This is a genomic window from Spirosoma daeguense (assembly GCF_054776875.1).
The window spans coordinates 721,129-741,547 of the sequence record NZ_BAAHBF010000005.1 but is presented as its reverse complement, the minus strand read 5'-3'; the positions used below and the strand labels follow the sequence as shown (position 1 = coordinate 741,547).

Below are 20,419 nucleotides of genomic sequence, written 5' to 3'. Positions count from 1 at the left end.
ACGAAGTGCATGGCTAATTTTTGTTAAATTTAATCAGTAGGCTGTCAATCTAAGGATGGCCTGCGTAACATCAGTTAATCATACGTAGCAATCGCTTGTCTTACTGGTTTTCAGCGCTCGTTCATAACTGAAATCGGGTCAGGTATTCTCTGCCTAATAAATCCCCCTCTGCTTCCTTGCTTCTTGGAATAACAGCCCGATAAGGGATAATTTGTGCATACCTTGGGCAGATTATCGGCTCAATAAACCTGTATTCCGATAAATCTCTGGTCAGAAACCCGCGTTTTTTTACATTTCGGTAGATTATCAATTTAATTTTGTGACGTTCAATTCGCATTTGACGTTTACTTATAGAATACAACTGAACGACAGCTACCCATTTAGCCAGCACCACCTATGACGGAAACCGAACTGACCGACCGACTTCGCGAAGCCATTGTGCTCGACGGCCCCGACGTTTGGCGCACCAATGGCTACCTTCAGGATGCCCAACAGGCGGGAATTCCGCTTGCCGATGCGCTTAAACGGGCCAATGAAATAGGTCAGGAAGTTGCGAATAATAACCTATTGTTTCAAAATATACAGGCACGTATTACCCGGCTAGCCGAACCCTCGCGTCGGCATCTGATTGATCAGGATCTGGCACGGATTATCAATGCGGCTACCTCATTGAACCTTTCTGCCGATTTTGTCCGTAATAGATGGGTACCCACAGTGCTGCAACGTATTGCCCCTCCTCCGGTAAAACCAGCCGACCCAATTCGCTCACCAGAACAGGTTTCTGTACCTGAAACCGCTACGTCGACGCAGGCTGATGGTACGTCAAATACCGATACGTATGAGGAATTGCTCGACAATCAGCCAGTAAAGAAAAGTTCGACCGTTGCGGTAAATCCTGCGCCAGCACCAGAAGTTCCAACTACACCAGAACCGCTACCAACATCAACACCTCCTGTCGTTACGTCGACGGAGTCATTTTTTTCAGAGATTGATCGGCAGAAAACGGTTCCTGTTTCTCCTGAGCCAGCACCCATTGTTCGGTCGTTTACAGCTACGCCCGCTCGTATTCAGAAAGGTCAGACGGTAACGTTGGACTGGGAGGTAGAAAATTTGCTGGCGGTTACAATCGATGATTTAGGAGAAGGGTTGTCGCCCAAAAACCGAGGCTGGGTAAAACCATCAAAAAGTATGGATTACACGCTTTTTGATGCCAATAACAATCCATTAAGTACCGTTCGGATAGAAGTTATTCAGCCCGATCGAAGTGGAATTTATGGTGTTTTGTTTGCACTGGCATTATTGGCCATTATTTATTGGTTTATTAAAGGAGGTAGCTCAAAAGACGTACCGTCTGAACCCCGGAAAAAGGCAAAACAAACGTCTGGTGTTTTGTTGGAGAAAAAATCAACTAAGAAAGCTACTCCCGAAACCCAAAAAAACGAACCTCAAACCACCGATGAGGTTACCGATTCTCCTACACCTACGTTAAATGCATCACCCGGTGCTACGTCAGAAAAACCGGTTGAGAAAGTAGCAATCGATGAAAAGCCCAAACCAGCGCCTTCTTACAACGCATCTGAGGAAAGCCCGACTGAACCTGCTGAGGCAAGACAGGGAAAATATCAGAATGTGTTCGGTAATAAACCCTTCGATAAAGTTGAACTAGGGCCTGACGAAAAAGGCTGGCGACGTGCCCGAAGTCATGGCCGATGGGGTTTCGTTAACGAAGCAGATGAGTGGGTTATTAAGCCTCAATATGAAGCCGTTACTCCATTCAGAGACGGTCAGGCCAAAGCGTTTCTCGATGGCGAAACGTTTGCCATCAACCGGGCAGGCCAGCCGCTTGAAAATTAGTGTAATTGCCTGAAAATCTGATTGTATTAAGCGATTACCCGTTTACTGAATCACTTTCAAATTCTGAAACTTTACGGCCTGAGTGGCTGTGACAAAGCCAATCTTATTTCCTAGAAATGGCTGAAAATCGTAGGGACTGCTTTCTATTTCTCGATTATTGATGAAGAAGTGCAGCTTCTTATTTCGTTTCTGAATCATTAACGTATTGCTTTCCTGATCGATCCGAACTTTAGCGAGAACAGGGTTGCCAGGCATATATGTAGCAGAAGTGGCTCCGTTACGTAGCATTTTCACGATAACCTTCTCACGTCCTGCCAGTCTGAATTCGCAGAGATTGTCCTCATCATCGACACCAATAATCAGCCCTGCGTTTAGCTGAATCCCCTCCGGAACAACCATATCGGCGGTAATGGTGAAGGACTCCATTTTATTTAAATCGACTGTTGGAGGGAGTGTAACGTAGCCATAAGCCGCGCGAGGTATGCCCATTGACCTTTTACGAATATAGTAACTATTCTTGGCTACCTCAAACTCATAACCACCCGTTTGTCCAACCAGCCATTTGTTCTGGTTATCCGTGAATGATTCGTTAAATACTACGTTTCCAGTTTTAGTAACAGGGCGATTTCCTGCAGCAGCACTGATTGTGGATGGGGAAGGTGTTGTTTCTTTAGGCGCTGATGAATTTACAGGTGCAGGCGTTACGTCTGAATTTTCATTGGTTGATGCAGTTGGGGTTGCTGAACGTTCAGCCGTTGTTGATCGAGCAACCGGAAACGAAGGAGCCGTTGGGGGAGAATCACCCGGAAGTACGCCAACCGTAACGGTTAGCTTCTGAAAGGTTGTCCATGACGCGTCGGTGATTACGCCAATACCGTTTCCGGGAAGGCTCTTAAATGGGTAAGGGCTGCTACGTACCTCCTGCTCATTCACATAAAAAGAAAGCGCATCCTGACTCCGTCGAATAGTAAGCCGATCACGATTTTTATCGACGGGCACGCCCGGTGCAAAAAAATCACCGGGCATATAATCGCCAAAAGCTTCGCCTTTAATTACCCGAATAATTGACACTTCGCCTTTACTATTGAGTGTAAAGGCGCAAAAATTCAGCGAATCTTTTACGCCAAATAAGAGTCCGCCTGTTGGTACCCGGCCCGAATCGGCCAAGACGTCGACTTTGATGGTAAACGTCTCGTCGCGATTGAGATTAATCTCGTTGGGTAAGGGTACAAAGCTGAATGCAACCTGACGCGAATTAGCCTTGCGCTTACGGACGCTGTAGCGCCCCATGCCAATCTGATAGTTATAATCGCCTTTGTTACCTGCTTTCCAGCCGTTTCGATTAGTAACAAAATCACCCGTAAAAGCAGGTCGGAAACCCGCACTACTCGATTCAGTTGTTGTAGAAGGTCTGGATTCTGTTCGAGATGTTGTGGCTGTAGGTTCTGCTGGTTGAGAAGCTGAATTAGTGGCCTGACGGCTTGGTGTTACAGTGCTGTTGACTGGCTGGCTAGACGACGCCGACGTATTGGGTTGTAGCGTTACTTTCTGCCATTCGCCTGATGCCGAATATACGGACGAACGCCCACGTCGCCCGGAATTTTGAGCAACGCTACTGGTTATAAGAAGCAGCAAAAAGCTAACTGTCAGAAAAAAACGCATATGCTTTGGGGTAGATAGTTAACGAATAAGAGACAAATTTATAATATGTTTGACTCTTAGGAACTCTCTGGAAATTTGTTTTTATATCAATTTAAATGGCTCTTAGGTAAAACCCCAGAGTAGAGGCCGTGAGGTTTTATCGAGAACGAAAGTAAAATTAGTTTCTAGACATTTTTTAAATCGCTATTTATCGGCTTAGCTGTTTAAAAAGAATAGTGTAGTACAGCCGTTGGTTGACCAGCCTGTAGGCCCGGACTAATCATAAAACTTCGATAGCGACTGGCTTCTTTCTGAATCTGCTGATTGCGTACACCCTGTAAAACGGTCAGAATCACATCGGCAGCGGCTATAATCATGGCCCCTCTTGTGGCTAAATAATACCGATGATAGTGGTCGTTCGCGGTTTGATAATAGGGTTCGGCTGCTGTTACGTTCTTCTGATCTTCGTAAATTTTATAGGCATCACGCGATTTTTGTCGCTCAATTAGCCCGTAAGCAACTAATCCGTAAGAGGCTACGGTAAGAAGTGGTCTGAACCCTACTTTCGGCTTTGGAAGTTGCACGAATATATTTCCTACACCCGGAGCTATAGCCGATACCGCTCCCCATAGCGGCCCGACGTAGCGTAAACGTGGCTGACGTACAGAGTCTTCCTGAGCCATTTGTTGCGATACGGGTGGTTCAGGGCGAGCAGGTCGAGTAGTATCGGCAATTACTGCAACAGGTTTAGGGCGTTTTCGTTTACGAGATGGTTCTATAACCGCTACGTCGGTCGATGGCGTTGTCGGCACTGGTTTCGGGCTCACCGTTTCGTTACGTTGGGCTGGAGTAGTCTGTGCAACAGTTGGAAATACGTTTGTTTTAATTTGAACGCTCGCCCGAATTTCCTCATCAAGCGGATAACCATTGGCCACCGCATTCCAGACGATACGTCGGTCTGTGCCAACTGTAACCCGTGTGCCAATATCGCCCCGAACGTATTGGGGCATGATACGTAGTACTCCGCGTAATCGGCTTCGCACTTCCAGATAAATGGAGTCGCCGGGGCGGGCTACCATTAAGTCATATAGTACTTCAATCTGGCCTGCCTCAATAGTGCGCATCCGAATGTTCTGAACCCGATCTTGCGCTTGCGTCGATATGGCCAGTGCCACACCCAGTAAAAAAGTAAGAATTAATCGCATAACGGATGTCAGTTTCGGACGGTGATTTCGCGGGTTGTGGTAAATTTATCATCGCACTGGTTGGCGAGAACGAGCGTAATGGTGTAGGTACCCGCTTTTTCGTAGGTATACGTAACGCGCGTACCTACCCGACCTTTTCCTTTACCATCGCCTGGGTCCCATCCGGCTGCACCAATATCGCCCTGTTCATTTTCCAGAAAAAAAGTTACGTCGAGTCGCCCAACTGTATAGCCAATGGCGGCACGTGGAGGAGCACAGGCTGGAAAGTTTTTCTTCGCCAAATCGAATGGCTCACAAGCTGTCATAGCCAGTAAGACCAGTATACATAAAATTCGTTGTACCATATCTATTAACCTAGACGTACCAAAATAAGCAATACTTTGCGCACAATAACTCGTCTAAGGCAATATTCGGGCCTAAATCACTCGAATTTGTTTGTTCGGTATAATGCACAATTTGAGACATAAAAGCGTTCTATAGCCTGTCTGTTACTGTTGACCGGTGATTGTTAATAATGTGTCGATTTGGGTAAATAAGCCTACTAATCACCAATACGATATTGCCGAAAATCAGCATTTTTTGTAAATTTAACCAGCTAGTTCACGTAACAACGTAATTAGCTGAACTAATACCATTTAGCTATTACCCCCGTTCCCATGCCCTGGTCTGCCAAAACCAAAGATGAATTAGTAGCCGAAGTTGAACGGCTGCATCAAGAACGCGACGGCCAAACTGCAATTGATACGCACCATATCTTCGACGTTCGACAGACGGTTGATCAGCTTAATCTGATTGGCCTGACTATTGAACGCGATGGTACGTTATTGTATGCCAATCCGTTTACTTATCGCGTAACTGCCTGGCAACAAAGCGATATTGTCGGCAGGAATTTTTTCGATATTTTCATTCCACCCGCCGACCGCACCCGGCTTGAGTCTGAATTTGAAGAGGCTCTACTAAAAGGCGGCTTTCCCGACCAGAAAGAAATTACCTTGCTGGCTCGTAGTGGTGCCCTACGTAGTGTTCAACTCAACTCGTTTATTGTCAACGGCGATTCATCTTCGTTTACCCTTATTGGCGAAGATGTTACCAACAAACGACGGGTTGCGTCGGCCCTTTCGAATACGAATGCGCAATTGCAAGATCTGGTCGATAATACGTCTGACTTAATTCAACTGCTAACTCTCGACGGGAAATTCATCTTTGTTAACCGTGCCTGGCGCGACGTATTGGGCTATAATTCAGATGAAATTTCCGTCTTGAACCTCCGCGATGTGTTGCATCCCGATTATGCCAGCAGCACGCTCGGTTTACTGAAACGCATTCAGGAAGGCGATAAGCTGCCATATTTCGAGACTGTTTTTCGGAGTAAGTCGGGAAAAACCCTGTTTTTATCGGGTAGTGTCAACTGTCGTTTCGAAAACGGCCGTCCTACTGCATTTCGCTGCATTCTGCATGATACAACGGGCAAAATTCGCGCCGAAAAATCGCAGAAGCTCTATTATAGCATTGCCAACTGGACGATCAATACGCCGAACCTTGGCGAGTTATACCAAAAAATTCACGAGGAGCTAGGCAATATCATCGACGCCCGCAATTTTTTCATTGCGCTTTACGACTCCACAAAAACGTTTCTGTCGTTCCCCTACTACGTCGATGAATACTTCGGTAGCAATATGCGGTTTACCAAACGAAAGCTCGGTAATGGTATTATCGAATACACCATTCTGGCTAATAAACCGCTGTTTTTATACGAGAAAGATGTTCGTAAACTGGCCGATCAGAAACTGGTTGACTTATACGGGCAGAAACAGCCAGAGGTGATGCTGACGGCTCCGCTACGTATTGGCGATGAGATTACGGGAATTATTGGTGTAAAATCGTATGATGATGCCCAAACCTACGGTCCCCGCGATCTGGAGTTGCTGGAGTTTATTTCCGGTCAGGTTGCCTTAGCCATTGCACGCAAACAGGCGGAGGCCCGTCTGGATAAGCAAAATGCTCGTTTACAGGCTATTTTCGATAACAGTACGTACCTGATCTGGTCGGTCAATAAAGCGTTGCAACTGACCTCGTTCAACAAGAATTATGCCCGGCTCATCGGGCTTCCGCCAAATGAAGAACTCTCGCCAAAACACATGGCTCCTGAACTCGGCTGGCGGATTGTGGGCGATGAAAATAAACACGAAATCGAAGACCGTTACCGGCAGGCGTTCCGAGGTTTACCACAAAACTTTGAACTCAATTTCATGACGCCGTCGGGCGAAACCTATTTCGAATTTCACCTCAACCCGATTCAATTAGCGGGTGGTGTAATTAACGAAGTCTCAGGCATTGCCCGAAACATAACCAATCGCCGTCGGGCCGAGATTGCGACCCGGCAAAACGAGGAAAAATTCCGGGGTATTTTCGAAAATCTTCAGGATATATACGCTCGTGTCGACCGTAAAGGACGTATCACCATGATTAGTCCATCGGTTTTCAAACGGATGGGCTATACGCCGGATGAAGTGCTTGGGCAGGATATCAGCCAGTATTTCATTGACCAGAATGCAATTCGGAGCGCCATGTTCAAAGTAGGACGTAACAAGAGTTTGCGCAACTTTGAAGCCAGCATGCGCCGAAAAGACGGTAGTGAACGTCAATTTATGTTTAACATGCTGATGCTCAACGATGAACCTGGTAGCGGATCGGTGGTAGCGGTGTTGGCCCGCGATATTACCGAGCTAAAACGGCAGTCGGCAGAACTGGTAAAAGCGAAAGATGAAGCCGAACGGTCGCTCAAGGTAAAAGAGCAGTTTCTGGCCAACATGAGCCACGAAATTCGAACGCCTATGAACGGTGTTATCGGCATGATCGACCTGCTGAACGATACAAAACTCGATGAAGAGCAGCGTGGCTACGTTAAAACAGTAAAACGGTCATCTGAAACCCTGCTCAACATCCTGAACGATATTCTGGATCTGTCGAAAATCGAAGCGGGTAAAATGGTTCTCCACGAAGCACCTATTGCTTTTAAAGAGATTTTCGAAAAACTCATCGCCCTGTTTGGGCAACAGGCCAATTCGAAAGATAATGAACTAACGTATCATCTGGCTCCGGATTTGCCAACATTCGTCATTGCCGATCAGACCCGTCTGCTCCAAATTCTGTCGAACATGACCTCGAATGCTATCAAATTTACAGAACATGGCACGATTCGGGTTGAAGCTACGCTGATTAGCAAGCGGGGTAAGTTTAATCGCATTCGGGTAGCAGTAAAAGATTCGGGTATCGGCATTGCTCCCCAAAATATTAATCTGTTGTTCAATTCGTTCAGTCAGGTTGATACGTCGTCGCGAAAGTCGTTTGGCGGAACAGGATTGGGACTGGCGATTTCGAAAGAATTAGCGCACTTGATGAAAGGCGAAGTTGGTGTAGAATCAATTGTAGGACAGGGTAGTACATTCTGGTTTGTTATCGAATTAAAAGAAACATCCATTAGCCCGACTCAGCAAACAACGGAAGTTGCTGAGATTGCCCTAGCCAACTTCTTCTCAACGTATCACCCGAACGTATTGCTGGTTGACGATAATGCGGTGAATCGGAAAGTTGCCAGCGAAATTCTGCGTAAATCAGGTTGTGTCGTTACCACGGCCGATAGTGGTCCGGCCGCCATTACAGAGGTAACAAAACGGGCCGAGACTAACGGGCCGAACGTAACACCGGATAATCCGCTCGCGCCATTCGATGTTATTTTCATGGATATTCAAATGCCTGATATGGATGGCGTTGAAACAACTAGTTTGCTACGTAAGCAATTTGGGAAAACGCTGCCAACTGTCGTGGCCATGACGGCCTATTCGATGAAAGAAGATCGGGAACGCTTTCTAAGTCAGGGACTTGACGATTACATTGCCAAGCCGATTCGAGCGCAGAGCCTGATAGCCAAAGTAAAAGAAATTGCCGACATCGCTCGTGCTAAACAGAACGTAACGGCTGTTGCCGTACCGAAGCCTGTGACTACGGCACCTGAACCCGCGCTGCCAATCATCGATGAGGAAATTATAGGTCAATTACGGGATATTGGCGGTCAGGAATTGGTCGACAGTATTCTGGAAGAGTTTGTTACTGAAGCCAACGAGTTAGTAAGTGGAGCAATATCGGCTTATTCGCTGGGCGATATTCCAACGGTGAAAAGTCATTTGCACACGCTGAAAGGTAGTGCTGGTACCATTGGCATATCTCGTGTGGCTGATATTTCTAAAACTGCTGAAGCAAAGCTAAAAGTGAACGATACCAGCGGTTTATCCGAAGCTTTAAAGGCGCTGGAACAGGCTTTCAACGAATTTCTGGCAACACAGAATAACGGATAATTTAATGAACAATGGATAATGTAGAATGAATAATGAGCAATTCTGATACTCATTATTCATTCTACATTATCCATTAATCTATCTCTTTGGACCGATAGAATCGAAGATGACAACTTTCTCCCAGAGGTGCGCGTAGTTATTCCGGAATTCGTCGTGAATCGGATGTTTCTGATAAGCTTCCTCATCGGTAGGACTATCGAAGAAACAGAGCCATGAATACGTATAGCTACGTTCAATAACCTCCCGATTTGTAGCGGCTGGCGTGCCAATATTTACCAGTTTAATGGTTGGGCACTTCGCCAGTTTATTCAATCCTTCCAGTAATTTGGCCTTATCAGCTTCATTGCCAGCATTTTTCAGGTAAAATAATACGTGGTGAACAAACAGTTCGCCTTTGGCCGCTACGTTACCGGGCAAACTTGCGCCAATTCCGGCGGCAACACTGTTTTTGATAAAACCTCTACGTGATGGTTGATTCATAATCGATTCGATAATTATACGGACGTATCTATAATATCCCGAAAAGGTAATGCTTCGGGAAAGAGGAATGAAATGCTACGTTAACTCCTTTTTCATGACAATAAATTCCAGTGGCTGATTAGGTAGCCCGAAACGGGCGTCATCAGGAAACGGTAATAGCTCTCCAGTTGCTTTGAACCCCCGGCGTTCGTACCAGGCAATCAGCTCATGACGAACAGAAATAACGGTTATAGAAATAGCCTGAAGTTGCTTTTCTAACGCTAGTTGTTCGGCAGCGGCCATCAGTTGTTTGCCAATGCCGTTGGCCTGCGCATCGGGCGAAACGGTTAACATTCCCAGGTATAAATCTGGTTCTTTTGTTTCCAGATAAACGCAACCCAGCAACTGACCATTCTCTTCATATTTCAGAAGCGTAACGGCTGGGCTACGTAGCATTTCCTGCAAACTTTGTGGATTTGTGCGTACTCCGCCCAGTAAGTCGCCTTCTGAGGTCCAACCACGTTTTGAGCTTTCGCCCCGGTACGCGCTATTAACCAGTACGTTTAATGTAGAAATGTCAGTTTCGTTAGCGCGCGAAATTGATGTAGTTAAATAGGTACTCATGAAAAGTAATAAAAGCAATAAATCAGAATAGGTAATGAATTTAACGGCCTGTCTCCCTGAAATCCAGTTGTTGAATCAGAGCGGGATTTTCGGGCGTGAGCGTAAAAAATACGTCGATGTTCCCTTTTTCGCCTTCTAATAGAAAATGTCCACGTAACTGATTCTCAGGGACAAGATCACCCACGCGTCGGATTGTACCCACTTTGACGTATAAATCCTGAACCTGTTTCCTGCGTATGGCAACGGATCTGTCGGGGAAGAAATTTTCGGCAAAAATACCACTTTGCTCGGCGTTCGTCCAGTTGGGCAGAAGTTTGACCAGTTCGGCTTTTCGTTGCGCGAGAATGGGCGATACTGGTAACTGATGAGGTTGCAGTTTTGCCAGCGCAACTAACGTATCCAGCACTACGGTATTGACAGAACCTAAACCAGCGTAGGTCAAATTGGCGTAAGCTACTACACCAATACCATAATCGGGCAAGATGCGCCACTGACTTCCGAAACCGGGCAAACCACCACTGTGACCTACGCCAATCTGTCCTGCACAGTTTTTACTCCAGCCAAGTCCGTAACCATATCCGCTAGTAATTGGGCAAATCTGTCCCGCACCATTTTTTGCTTGTGTAAACAAGCCCGAAAATGTCCAGGGCTGTTGCATTTCACGCACGGAGCTTCGTTTTACCGGACCCAAATCGGCGTCGTTACGTGGTGGCCATGCGGCTTCGTGCAGTGCTACGTATTTGCTGAAATCTTCGATAGACGTAATGAGACCACCCATCGCACCCCATGAACCATCGTGTAAGAGCGGTTCTTCGAGCCATTTTTCATCCTGCCAGCGATAACCCAAGGCCAGTTTCTCCGCCGGAATTTTGCTGTATTCCCACTGCGTATCGTTCATACCTAATGGTTTCAAAATGGTTTCGGTGATGTATTGCTGGTAGGGTTTCCCCGAAACAACCGTAATGATCCGTCCGAGCATAGCAAAGCCCAGATTACTGTATTCGTAGGCAAAGCCTGGTACGTTTGAATTGGAGAGACCGTCTTTGATAAGTTTCAGTAAATCAGCATCTGAATCCGCCAATTGACGGTCACCACACGGATTGTCTTCGGGAAAACCTGCCGAATGCGTCATCAGGTTACGTACCGTAATGCGGGGTGCGTCGGCAGTGAGATATTTGTGCGATTTCAGTTCGGGAATATATTGCTCGGCAGGGTCATCGAGCCGAAGTTTACCTTCGTCGCGAAGTTTCAGGATCGCCATCGACGTAATGCTTTTGGTCATCGAAGCAATTCGAAACAGCGATTTTGTGTTGGCTGGCGTTTGCTTTGCTACGTTGGTAAATCCAAAACCGCCTGAATAAACCAGCTTTCCATCGACAACAATACCAAATGCCAATCCCGGAAAATGTCGTTTTTCGGCAGCTTCTTTATATAATTTTTCAACGATAGGGTAGGCCGCTTCGAGTTTTTTCAGCCGGTTGGCGTCTGCAAAAACTGGTGGTTGATACGTAGTAGTGTGTGCTACGTTACGGCTCGCTATTGTTTGGGCAACAACGGATGACGTAGTAAGCAGGAGTGCGTAAAAAAGATGTTTCATTGTCAGGTTGTTTCAGTCGCACGAACTTACGAGATAACTGAATACAACCGATTCGGCACGTACTGAAATCAAAAAGACAGTCAAAGAGTCGACCGTAAATCAGACGTACTAACTCATTACAAAAAACGCTGGGCTCTCATTGACCCAGCGTTTTTGATTTATCTTGTCTAATCTTGCATTTACCCATACGCCTACAATGACCAAAGGGTTGCATGGCGTTTACAAATCCATATGAAAAAGCTATTATGAGAAGCTTATTAGCTCGTACCTATCTCGTTGTCGTGACTTTTGTAATGATGCCCGGCCCATACGATAATACGTAGTACGTATCAAGATTTGCCGTACTTGGATGAATATCAACAGCAGTAATGACTGGCGATAACAACGTAGCACCAGCATCGTTGGCGACCCGACCCGGCGTTGCGAAACCAAATTCGGTTACAAGTGGCTGGCCGCCAGGCGCCAATGTAATATCGGTGAGGCCCGAAAAGCCGCTTCTATATACAGTAGGCGTAACGGGGGCTGTTCCCATTGCATTTACTTGATAAATTTTGGCCGCACCAGCCGGGAAAGGAAATCCAGCCAGCGTGCTTACATAAAAATTGGTTCCATCGTATACAATGCCCGTCGGCACGGCATCAACCATTGGCGGGCCAACGGTAGTCGAATTTGGAACATCCGGCAAAACGGCGAAAACACTTAGTGCGCCAGTAGCTTGGTTTCGACGGATGATTGCGTTTCCGCCTGCATCAACAATAAATAGATCACCACCGGGGCCAAATGTCAGGTTGTAAGGATTGGAGTCGGGGGCGTCGGGGGCATTAGGGCGAGCATTTTTTACAAACGTACCGATATCGATACCGAGCAATAAACTCGCTGGAATGGGCGAACTAACTCCCGGAACAAAGCCCGATACGTCGGCAATGAAGAGCTGTTCCTGCACGCCATTTAAAATATATAGTTTACCATCCTTATAAATCAGGTGATTAAGTCCTTCGGGTGAATTCTCCGGGCTGATAGCCGAGACAAAACCAGTAATAACAGGATACTTTGCACCGGCTGGCGTAATTACTGTTACCTGACCGTCGTTGGCCGTACCGCTCCCGGCTTCGGTTACCCACAAATTCCCTTTCGGGTCATCGGTCAGGCCAATTGGCGAACGCAGCCCGGTTGCCAGCGGAGGCCCTTGAGTGGGTGTTAGCGTTAAGGGGTTGGGAATACGGTGGTCTAAACAACTGACAACAAAGAAAACGCAACCGATAACCAAAAGAACTGGCAGTAGAGAATAACGTGTAAAGGTTTTCATGACACTGGTTGAAATTAATGATGGAGATTTTGGAAACAGAGAGAATAATGTTCTAACCCATGTCCAAATTAACCCTTGAATAGCAGGGCAGACATCGATAAAGCAGCAGCAAATTAGTAATCTATCGATCAGAAAGTTACGTGATGAATAGAAGGGGTATTGTTTATTGAGTAATCGGTAACATTTTTATCGCCACACTTTACGAAGGCTTATAAAACCACCAAAACCACTGGGAAGCAATTCGCCACGATCGAGGGCAACCGACGTAGTGAACAGTGTATTCCCTCGTTTCGTAAGTGCCCACTGCATGGATGCCAGGGCAGAAATCTGATAAAGTATTTTGGGATATGGCTCATTGAACGTACCGAAATTTCGGCTATAAGATAGCCGGAGCTGAAGCCTATGTTTTTGATGAATAATACTTTCTAATCCCGTATACCAAGCCATTAGTCTGTTGTTGGCAAACAAGGGGCCGCCCAGATTAGCCGCAGTTGCCATAAGGTCCGTATTAGGCATGATGAAGGGTGTTCCCAGTGTATTGCCACGATATGACCAACCTTCCCGATACTGGCTATGATTAAAGTAATTATCGCCCCCCTGATATCGGGCTGTTGGGTCGAATTTTGGACCGCTCTGATCCATCGTGCTGAGAAATTCGACAACGATTTTTTGCACCCGGAAACCGTTTCGCGAACGTAGTTCTTGATTGATATAACGTATACCACTCAGTCCATCAGGTACGTTTTGTAGGGCTAATCCAGAAGCATCTTCGTAGGGGTGCTGGTGATAGAACAGCCAATGCTGTGTATTCCCCTTCAATTCCAGTGCTATATCGTAACTGCCAATGTGATTACCAATACGGTTAGTGCCGTCAAAATCCGTATACTGATCTGTTTGGAGCGCATCTGGATAGTGACCAATTACCATAGAAAGATAATCCCGAAAACCCGTTGGCAGATGTCCATTTACCGCAACAGGCGTTCCAATCAAATAGGAGGCATGACCGCCCCATTGCACCTGATGATTCAATCCCATCGTTAAACGCGCGCGCCAGTGCGGTTTACCAAGACGAACGTAAACGTATTTCTGATGAAGGTAACTCCCCTGAATATAGGTGTTGACCAACCAACCATGTGCATAACCAGCTCGAAAAGCGATAAGCTGTTTGGTAAAACCCAGTGATACAAAATCCGGGGTGTGTAGCTGAACTTTCGGAAAGGGCAGCGCATTCCCCGACCATGCTACGTTGCCCGATGTTAACGTAGTATCGCCCAGTCCGTATGTTTCTTTTCGATTGCCGACAAATAGCTCAACTTTACCAAATTGTGCTTTTACGAAACTCTCTGGCAGAAGGAAATTCGTGCTGTAACGACTAGTCGGCTGGCCTACATTGACAACAGCGTTCAGGCCGAAACCCCAGTCGAAGCGCGATTTTCGGTGAGTAGTCGAGTCGGTTTTCGGGTGATAATCTTTCATCGCACTGAGCCGGCCAGTACCAAATGACCCACGTAATGGAACAATTCCATATTGGTTTGTCCGTAACCAGAAAGGTATTTGTGAATCAGTTGCACCAATTCCGCCTAGTTCTACCGAATAGTTAATCCGCTCTGACGATTGAGCCGCTGCTGTCAGGCCGCTAATCCAGCCAAAAATTATCCAAAGAAGTCGCTTCGACATAGGAATGAATTGGCAAATCGGACAATCTGGAGGTCAATCGTCAAAAATCAATTGCACGTAAAGCCGTTAGCCAAAGGCGTCAACGCTGAATAAATAACCATCAGCCACCTATGCCATCAGTCAATAATATGTTACTGTTTAAACTGGCTCAGCAGGTAATCATAAAAAAGGGCCGTATTTACATCCGTAGCAATGGTTAAATCATAGCCGTTATCGTCCAGATAGGTTTGTCCGGCGTTTGGTGGGCGGGTACTTATGTTCGCTTTTATTGACTCGGTTTTAAATTGTTCGGGCATCGCCAAATAGCTGGTTGCCAGAATGTCCCACATAAAATAGGTGTAATGATAACTTGGTATTGTATCGAGAGTTAACGCCCAAAGTTGACCCGTTAGATTCGAGAGCGGATAATCGATTTGTTTGGCTAACGTACTGAGAAATTGTTTGGTAACGGGCACATGATTCGTTACGTCGAGCGGAATTAACGTCATCGGCAGACCAAACGTCAGGAGTTTTTGCGAGCTGATTGGGTCCCAGAAAACGTTCCATTCGGCAGAACCATCATGCTGAAACATCTGCACATTGCCCGTTGTTCGGAAAGCTCCCGCCATCCAGACTACTTCGGCTATTTTCGATTTCAGTTCGGGGGCTTGTTCTAGCGCCAACACCAGATTGGAACATGGTCCGGTCATTAGAATCGTTACGTCGTCGGTAGGGGCTCTTAATCGGTCAATAATGAGTTCGGGGGCACTTGGGTAGGTGTATGGATTGGGCGACTGCGGCAGATTGATTAGCATCGGTAGGGCGTTGATAATTTCAGGACGTGCCCGCCATTCGTTCGGAAACGCGTTGATGCCGTAATAATCACCTCGTCCCAGCGGAACCTGCTCCTGACCCATTACCTGAAGCAGTTTATAGGTTGATTCAAGAGCGGGCTCAATGTAGCAGTCGGCGGGTGTTACTGTAACACCAATTAACTCAGTGTCAGGCATTGTCAGAACGAGCAGTTGCGAAAGCAGGTCATCGATGGCACCGTCGTGGTCCATCAGTACAAGTTTAGCCATGGAGATTACTTTATCGGATAATTACTACGTTACACTTCGGTCAACAGCAGTTGAGCAATCATAAAATAAACGCCGATGCCAATGAGGTCGTTGGCGGTGGTGATAAATGGGCCGGATGCAACGGCCGGATTAATGCCAATTCGATTCAATAACAGCGGGGTAACGGTACCCATAAACGACGCTAGCAGCACAACGGCAAGTAGCGACGTAGCAACTACAAAAAACAGGCGGGGTTCTCCAATAATGAAGGTATAAACGCCAGCTATCAGCCCCACAACCAGCCCGTTAAGAATGGCAACCAGCAAGGTACGAAGCAGTCGTTTGGCCATCGTCATGCTCAACCCCGACGTATCGGTAAGGCTTTGCAAGATCATCGACGAGGTTTGAATCCCCACATTACCGCCCGTTGATCCGATGATTGGAATAAAGGCTGCCAATGCGGCTATTTTGCCTAATTCGCTCTGAAATCCGTTGATGACCGTAGCCGCCATCAGACTGCCAACTGCCCCCGCAATGAGCCAGGGTAATTGAATTTTTGACCGCTGCCATACACTGTCATCTTCTTCAACTTCACCCGACAGACCGGAAATTACCTGAATGTCTTCTTCGGCCTGTTCGGTAATTACGTCCACTACGTCATCGATAGTGATACGTCCCAAGAGTCGCTGCTGTACATTCACAACCGGAACCGCATCAAGGTCATATCTCTGCATGACTTCGGCCACTTCGGCCACCGGGCGATACGTTTCGACAAACACTACGTCTTCATCGTAGATGTCGGCGATTTTGGCGTTCTTACGGGCCAGCACAATTTTTTTCAACGAAACCAGGCCGAGTAGTTTGCCCACATCGTCCACTACGTAGACGGCGTAGACATTTTCAACATCTTCGGCCTGTTGTCGGATTTCTTCGATGCAGGCATTGACCGTCAGATTGACGTTGATACGTATCAACTCTTTCTGCATCAAACTGCCTGCTACGCCATCTTCATAATGCAGCAAATCCAGAATGAAACGTGCCTGTTCGCGGTCTTCAAGCAGGCCAATAACTTCTTCCCGTACCTGAATAGGCTGTTCGTTCAGTAAGTCAACCGCATCGTCCGAATCCATTTGGTTGATGAACGGCGCAATTTCGGTCGATGAAAATAATTTCAGTAAGTTAGCCCGTTCGACAGGATCTAGGTTTGCCAGAATTTCTGCACCAACAGGTTTATCCAGCAAACTAAGCAGATAATGAGCGAGTTCTGGCTCCAGTTCATTAAGGATTCCCGAAATATCGGCCGGAAATAGCTCCTCCATTTCGGTACGTAGCCAGGTATCATTGCCAGCTTCAACAGCCGCCTGAATCTGCTCAAGGTATTCTTTGGTAAGTTCAAACGTCACGGGTTAAAAAAGCGAAAGAGTGAAAGAATTAAAGAGTGAATCGGAATGCCGAACCGGAACGAAAGAGTGATTTGTAGATGATAGCTTTTCGCTCTTTCGCTCTTTCACTTATTCACTCATTAATTGAGTCAGTTCCACAAACTGGGCCACGCTCAATTGTTCGGCTCGTTTGTCCATAAAAGTACTGGCCAGAGCAGCCTCGGATGGGTTTAACGGTTTAAGTGCGTTGCGGAGTGTTTTTCGCCGTTGATTAAATCCGTGTTTAACCACCTGCGTAAACTTACGTTCGTCGCAACCGAGTTCTGTTTTGTCGTTACGTCGCAGCGATATAACACCCGAAACAACATTTGGGGGCGGATCGAATACGTGCGGCTCCACCGTAAACTCGTATTTAATGTCGTACCATGCTTGTAATAATACGCTCAGAATACCATAATCCTTATTGCCTGGTCCTGATGCAACACGTTGTGCCACTTCGCGCTGAAACATGCCCACCACTTCGGGCACACGGTCGCGCATGTCGAGTACTTTAAAAAGAATCTGCGTCGAAATATTGTACGGAAAATTGCCGATGACCGCAAATGGCTCCGTATTTTCGGGTTGTTTATCTGGTAATAAATCAGGTCGTATATTCAGGAAATCGGCTGGCAGAATACGTCCCTCTAATGCCGGTACGTATTTTTTTAGATAATCAACCGATTCGCGGTCGATCTCAATGACATACGTAATAAATCGGTTATCCTTTAATAGAAACTGCGTCAATACGCCCATTCCCGGCCCTATTTCCAGAATTTTCTGATACCCACCATGACCGGTGAGGAGGTCCGCTATATCCTGAGCGATACTAAGATCTTTCAGAAAATGTTGACCAAGCGCTTTTTTGGGTTTAACGTACATACGGGCCGGGTGTTTTAAAAGACAAAGGTAGGCCGCTCCAATCGAAATATTAGCGAACGTCGCTAACTATACCTGATTTTAACACCGTCAACTATATTCGATACAGAACGATTGGATTAAGTTATGTTTAGGCTGAAGTGCTCACAAACGCCCGCTGATGAGACAGCATTTGTTTTCAGCGATGAGCCGCCGTTACGTTGCCAGCTGGCCGTGTAGATTCCTGAACGATCAACTCCGATTCCAGATTGATTTGCGTAACTCGGTTGTTAGCTACCAGCGCGTCAAGCAGGGTTTTTGTGGCAAGCTGCCCCATTTCCTGAATCGGCTGGCGGATGTATGTAACAGGCGTATTGAAAAGCTCATACGCTTCGGTTTCATCGAAGCCCACTACGGCAAGCTCGTCAGGAACGCTACGTCTCAGGTGTTTAATTTCTTTTAAACCAGCCATTGTCAATACGTTGGATGTAAAAACGATAGCCTCTACCGCATTCGGGCCAGTTAGCAGGTCTTCCATCGCTTTGGTTATATCGTCGGTAAAGTTGGCCGGGCGTATTTCGTGCAGCCAGCTTTTTTTTGTCGGAAGCCCGGCCTCCCGAAGTGCCTGCCAATAGCCCTGAGCCCGCTCCTGCATGTGAACCAGTGTGGTTTTAAAGGTAACGAGCCCGATCTGCGTGTAATTTGCTTTCAACAGATGCATTACGGCTTTATAAATTGCCTGAGCGTTATTGAGGGCAACGTAGTTGGTTTTGACGGCTGGAAAATACCGATCAATCAGCACGAAGGGAATACCCTGATTTTGCAGTTCAACTAACTGGGCTTCAGCGTTGGCAGGAGCAGCAATGAGCAATCCATCGACCTGTCTGTTCAAAAAAGTTTTAATTATTTTCTGAAATTTTTCCGGGCTTTCCTCCGAGCTTCCAAACAGCACCGTATAATTCTGTTTATCGGCTTCATCTTCGACGACGCGCGCTAAAGCTGCCGAAAATGGATTGGCTATATCAGCCACTACCAGCCCCAGGGTTCGCGTTTTGTTTGTTTTCAGACTCTTAGCCAGCAGATTCGGCTGATAGTTTAATGCCTGAGCTGTTTGCCTGATTTTGCGAGCGACTTCCTTATTGATTCGGTTTTCTTTCTGGTTGTTCAATACATACGAAACCAGCGTCGTTGATACGCCGACCGCCTGCGCAATATCTTTCAAAGAGGTTTTCTTACCCATACCGCAATACTCTTATAATCCTATTTTTTGTTTAAACGTTAAAATGAGAATAGTGTTAATTTATACTGTAACTTATTTGTAGTATCGAGCAATAATCATAAAAAACTTTCAAAAATTGTATTATTATTATAATTATAAGGGTGATAATAAAGTATTTTACTGTTAGAATCGATTTTTTGTTGAAACGTTTAAACTCATTATGCGTACTTCACGTTTGTTAAACAAGTACAAAATAAAGAAACTCATGTGGACTGGATACATACCTCCGATATATAAAGGTCGCTGCTAAGGCAGCAATACAAAAGGTGAATTCGGGAGCAAGAAGTAGACCTGTAATGTAGTCTTTAGCTTCCTGTACCATTGGCCGTAAACGATCAAAACAACAATGAAAACGACACACACATCTCAACATAACGAAACCGATAGTAATCCATCGAATCAGCAGTTTGTGAAAAAGCTGGTTCGCAGATATACTGACCTGTTCAGAAACCTGGGCAAAGCCGGAAAGGCATATAGGTCGACCAATTTTGAGCACACAAGTTCAGATTTTCAACTAGCGGATCTCCAACAACAGGTGAATGAGCTAAGCCAAACGTTATTGGCACTGAAAGACAGTCTGGCTGGGCCGAAGAGACATAAAATGGGGGCTCATCAACATTCTAAAAAGGCAGCATCGCAAAACGAAATCGGGCTGAAACGTTTCCGTGCCCTGCAGGCTGCCGGGGCGTAGTATGCCTTCGTCAATAAATAAGTTACAGACGCGCAGCACGTAGCGTCTGTTTTCAATTCATCAACTGTAAAATCATGAAACGATTCTCTGTTTTATATCAGTTCAACGAGCAATACAAACACATCTGGGCCGCGACGGAGGAAGAAGCTCAAGTGGTTATAAATCAAATACTTATGGATAAGAGACGTACACCGATTGGGGTTTACGATTCCAAAACGGAACTGATCGACTGGGTTCCCGCTATTCAGCAGGTATATAAAGAGGCTTCGATCAGTGAACAGGGACGTAAAGGCGAACGAATGATTCTCATTGCACAGGCGTTACGTCGTCGCGATTCCAACTGGCATTCTCTGGAAGGGGTTAATCGGCCTAGTTTTTTTGCCTGAGCTAGCGGGTTCAACCCCCATCAGAATCA

At 46.3% G+C, this 20,419-nt stretch carries 16 protein-coding genes; 4 read left to right on the top strand and 12 right to left on the bottom strand.

Annotated elements, in window-relative coordinates:
- The first annotated feature begins 396 nt into the window (after nt 1-396).
- A complete protein-coding gene (locus ACYVD4_RS19390) occupies nt 397-1,854 on the top strand; it encodes a WG repeat-containing protein (protein ID WP_460948604.1) in 1,458 nt (485 codons plus the stop codon).
- Between the two features lie 42 nt (nt 1,855-1,896).
- Here ACYVD4_RS19390 and ACYVD4_RS19385 read toward each other — a convergent pair whose 3' ends face one another.
- The 3 genes from ACYVD4_RS19385 to ACYVD4_RS19375 form a co-directional block, all read right to left on the bottom strand.
- Nucleotides 1,897-3,516, bottom strand: coding sequence for a hypothetical protein (locus ACYVD4_RS19385; RefSeq protein WP_460948603.1), 1,620 nt, complete (start codon nt 3,514-3,516; stop codon nt 1,897-1,899).
- Between the two features lie 203 nt (nt 3,517-3,719).
- Complete coding sequence (locus tag ACYVD4_RS19380) at nt 3,720-4,700, bottom strand: hypothetical protein (RefSeq protein ID WP_460948602.1); 981 nt, start codon at nt 4,698-4,700, stop codon at nt 3,720-3,722.
- An 8-nt stretch (nt 4,701-4,708) separates the two neighbouring features.
- The gene (locus ACYVD4_RS19375) at nt 4,709-5,044 is read right to left on the bottom strand and encodes a PKD domain-containing protein (protein WP_460948601.1); all 336 of its coding nucleotides are present in this window, start codon (nt 5,042-5,044) and stop codon (nt 4,709-4,711) included.
- A gap of 312 nt (nt 5,045-5,356) precedes the next feature.
- Between ACYVD4_RS19375 and ACYVD4_RS19370 the strand changes: the two genes are divergently transcribed.
- Complete coding sequence (locus ACYVD4_RS19370) at nt 5,357-9,055, top strand: PAS domain S-box protein (RefSeq protein ID WP_460948600.1); 3,699 nt, start codon at nt 5,357-5,359, stop codon at nt 9,053-9,055.
- Nucleotides 9,056-9,133: 78 nt separating this feature from the next.
- Here ACYVD4_RS19370 and ACYVD4_RS19365 read toward each other — a convergent pair whose 3' ends face one another.
- The 9 genes from ACYVD4_RS19365 to ACYVD4_RS19325 form a co-directional block, all read right to left on the bottom strand.
- On the bottom strand, nt 9,134-9,535 hold the full coding sequence (locus ACYVD4_RS19365) for a Dabb family protein (protein ID WP_460948599.1): 402 nt from the start codon (nt 9,533-9,535) through the stop codon (nt 9,134-9,136).
- Nucleotides 9,536-9,610: 75 nt separating this feature from the next.
- On the bottom strand, nt 9,611-10,138 hold the full coding sequence (locus ACYVD4_RS19360; protein ID WP_460948598.1) for a GNAT family N-acetyltransferase: 528 nt from the start codon (nt 10,136-10,138) through the stop codon (nt 9,611-9,613).
- Between the two features lie 40 nt (nt 10,139-10,178).
- A complete protein-coding gene (locus tag ACYVD4_RS19355; RefSeq protein ID WP_460948597.1) occupies nt 10,179-11,735 on the bottom strand; it encodes a serine hydrolase domain-containing protein in 1,557 nt (518 codons plus the stop codon).
- 268 nt (nt 11,736-12,003) lie between these two features.
- Entirely contained in the window at nt 12,004-13,041 is a 1,038-nt protein-coding gene (locus ACYVD4_RS19350; RefSeq protein ID WP_460948596.1) for a ScyD/ScyE family protein, read from the bottom strand.
- A 186-nt stretch (nt 13,042-13,227) separates the two neighbouring features.
- Nucleotides 13,228-14,718 (bottom strand): capsule assembly Wzi family protein, encoded by a 1,491-nt coding sequence (locus tag ACYVD4_RS19345; protein WP_460948595.1) that lies wholly within the window; start codon nt 14,716-14,718, stop codon nt 13,228-13,230.
- 131 nt (nt 14,719-14,849) lie between these two features.
- Nucleotides 14,850-15,779: a nucleoside hydrolase gene (locus ACYVD4_RS19340; protein ID WP_460948594.1), complete on the bottom strand. Its 930-nt coding sequence runs from the start codon at nt 15,777-15,779 to the stop codon at nt 14,850-14,852.
- A 29-nt stretch (nt 15,780-15,808) separates the two neighbouring features.
- Nucleotides 15,809-17,161, bottom strand: coding sequence for a magnesium transporter (mgtE, locus tag ACYVD4_RS19335; RefSeq protein ID WP_460948593.1), 1,353 nt, complete (start codon nt 17,159-17,161; stop codon nt 15,809-15,811).
- A 108-nt stretch (nt 17,162-17,269) separates the two neighbouring features.
- Nucleotides 17,270-18,058 carry a 16S rRNA (adenine(1518)-N(6)/adenine(1519)-N(6))-dimethyltransferase RsmA gene (gene rsmA / locus ACYVD4_RS19330; protein WP_460948592.1) on the bottom strand — a complete coding sequence of 263 codons (789 nt, stop codon included), beginning with the start codon at nt 18,056-18,058 and terminating at the stop codon, nt 17,270-17,272.
- Nucleotides 18,059-18,233: 175 nt separating this feature from the next.
- Nucleotides 18,234-19,274 (bottom strand): LacI family DNA-binding transcriptional regulator, encoded by a 1,041-nt coding sequence (locus ACYVD4_RS19325; protein WP_460948591.1) that lies wholly within the window; start codon nt 19,272-19,274, stop codon nt 18,234-18,236.
- A gap of 385 nt (nt 19,275-19,659) precedes the next feature.
- On the opposite strand from ACYVD4_RS19325, the gene ACYVD4_RS19320 reads away from it, so the two are divergent.
- Both ACYVD4_RS19320 and ACYVD4_RS19315 read left to right on the top strand, forming a co-directional pair.
- A complete protein-coding gene (locus tag ACYVD4_RS19320; RefSeq protein WP_460948590.1) occupies nt 19,660-20,004 on the top strand; it encodes a hypothetical protein in 345 nt (114 codons plus the stop codon).
- 74 nt (nt 20,005-20,078) lie between these two features.
- Nucleotides 20,079-20,390: a hypothetical protein gene (locus ACYVD4_RS19315; protein WP_460948589.1), complete on the top strand. Its 312-nt coding sequence runs from the start codon at nt 20,079-20,081 to the stop codon at nt 20,388-20,390.
- Nucleotides 20,391-20,419 lie beyond the last annotated feature (29 nt).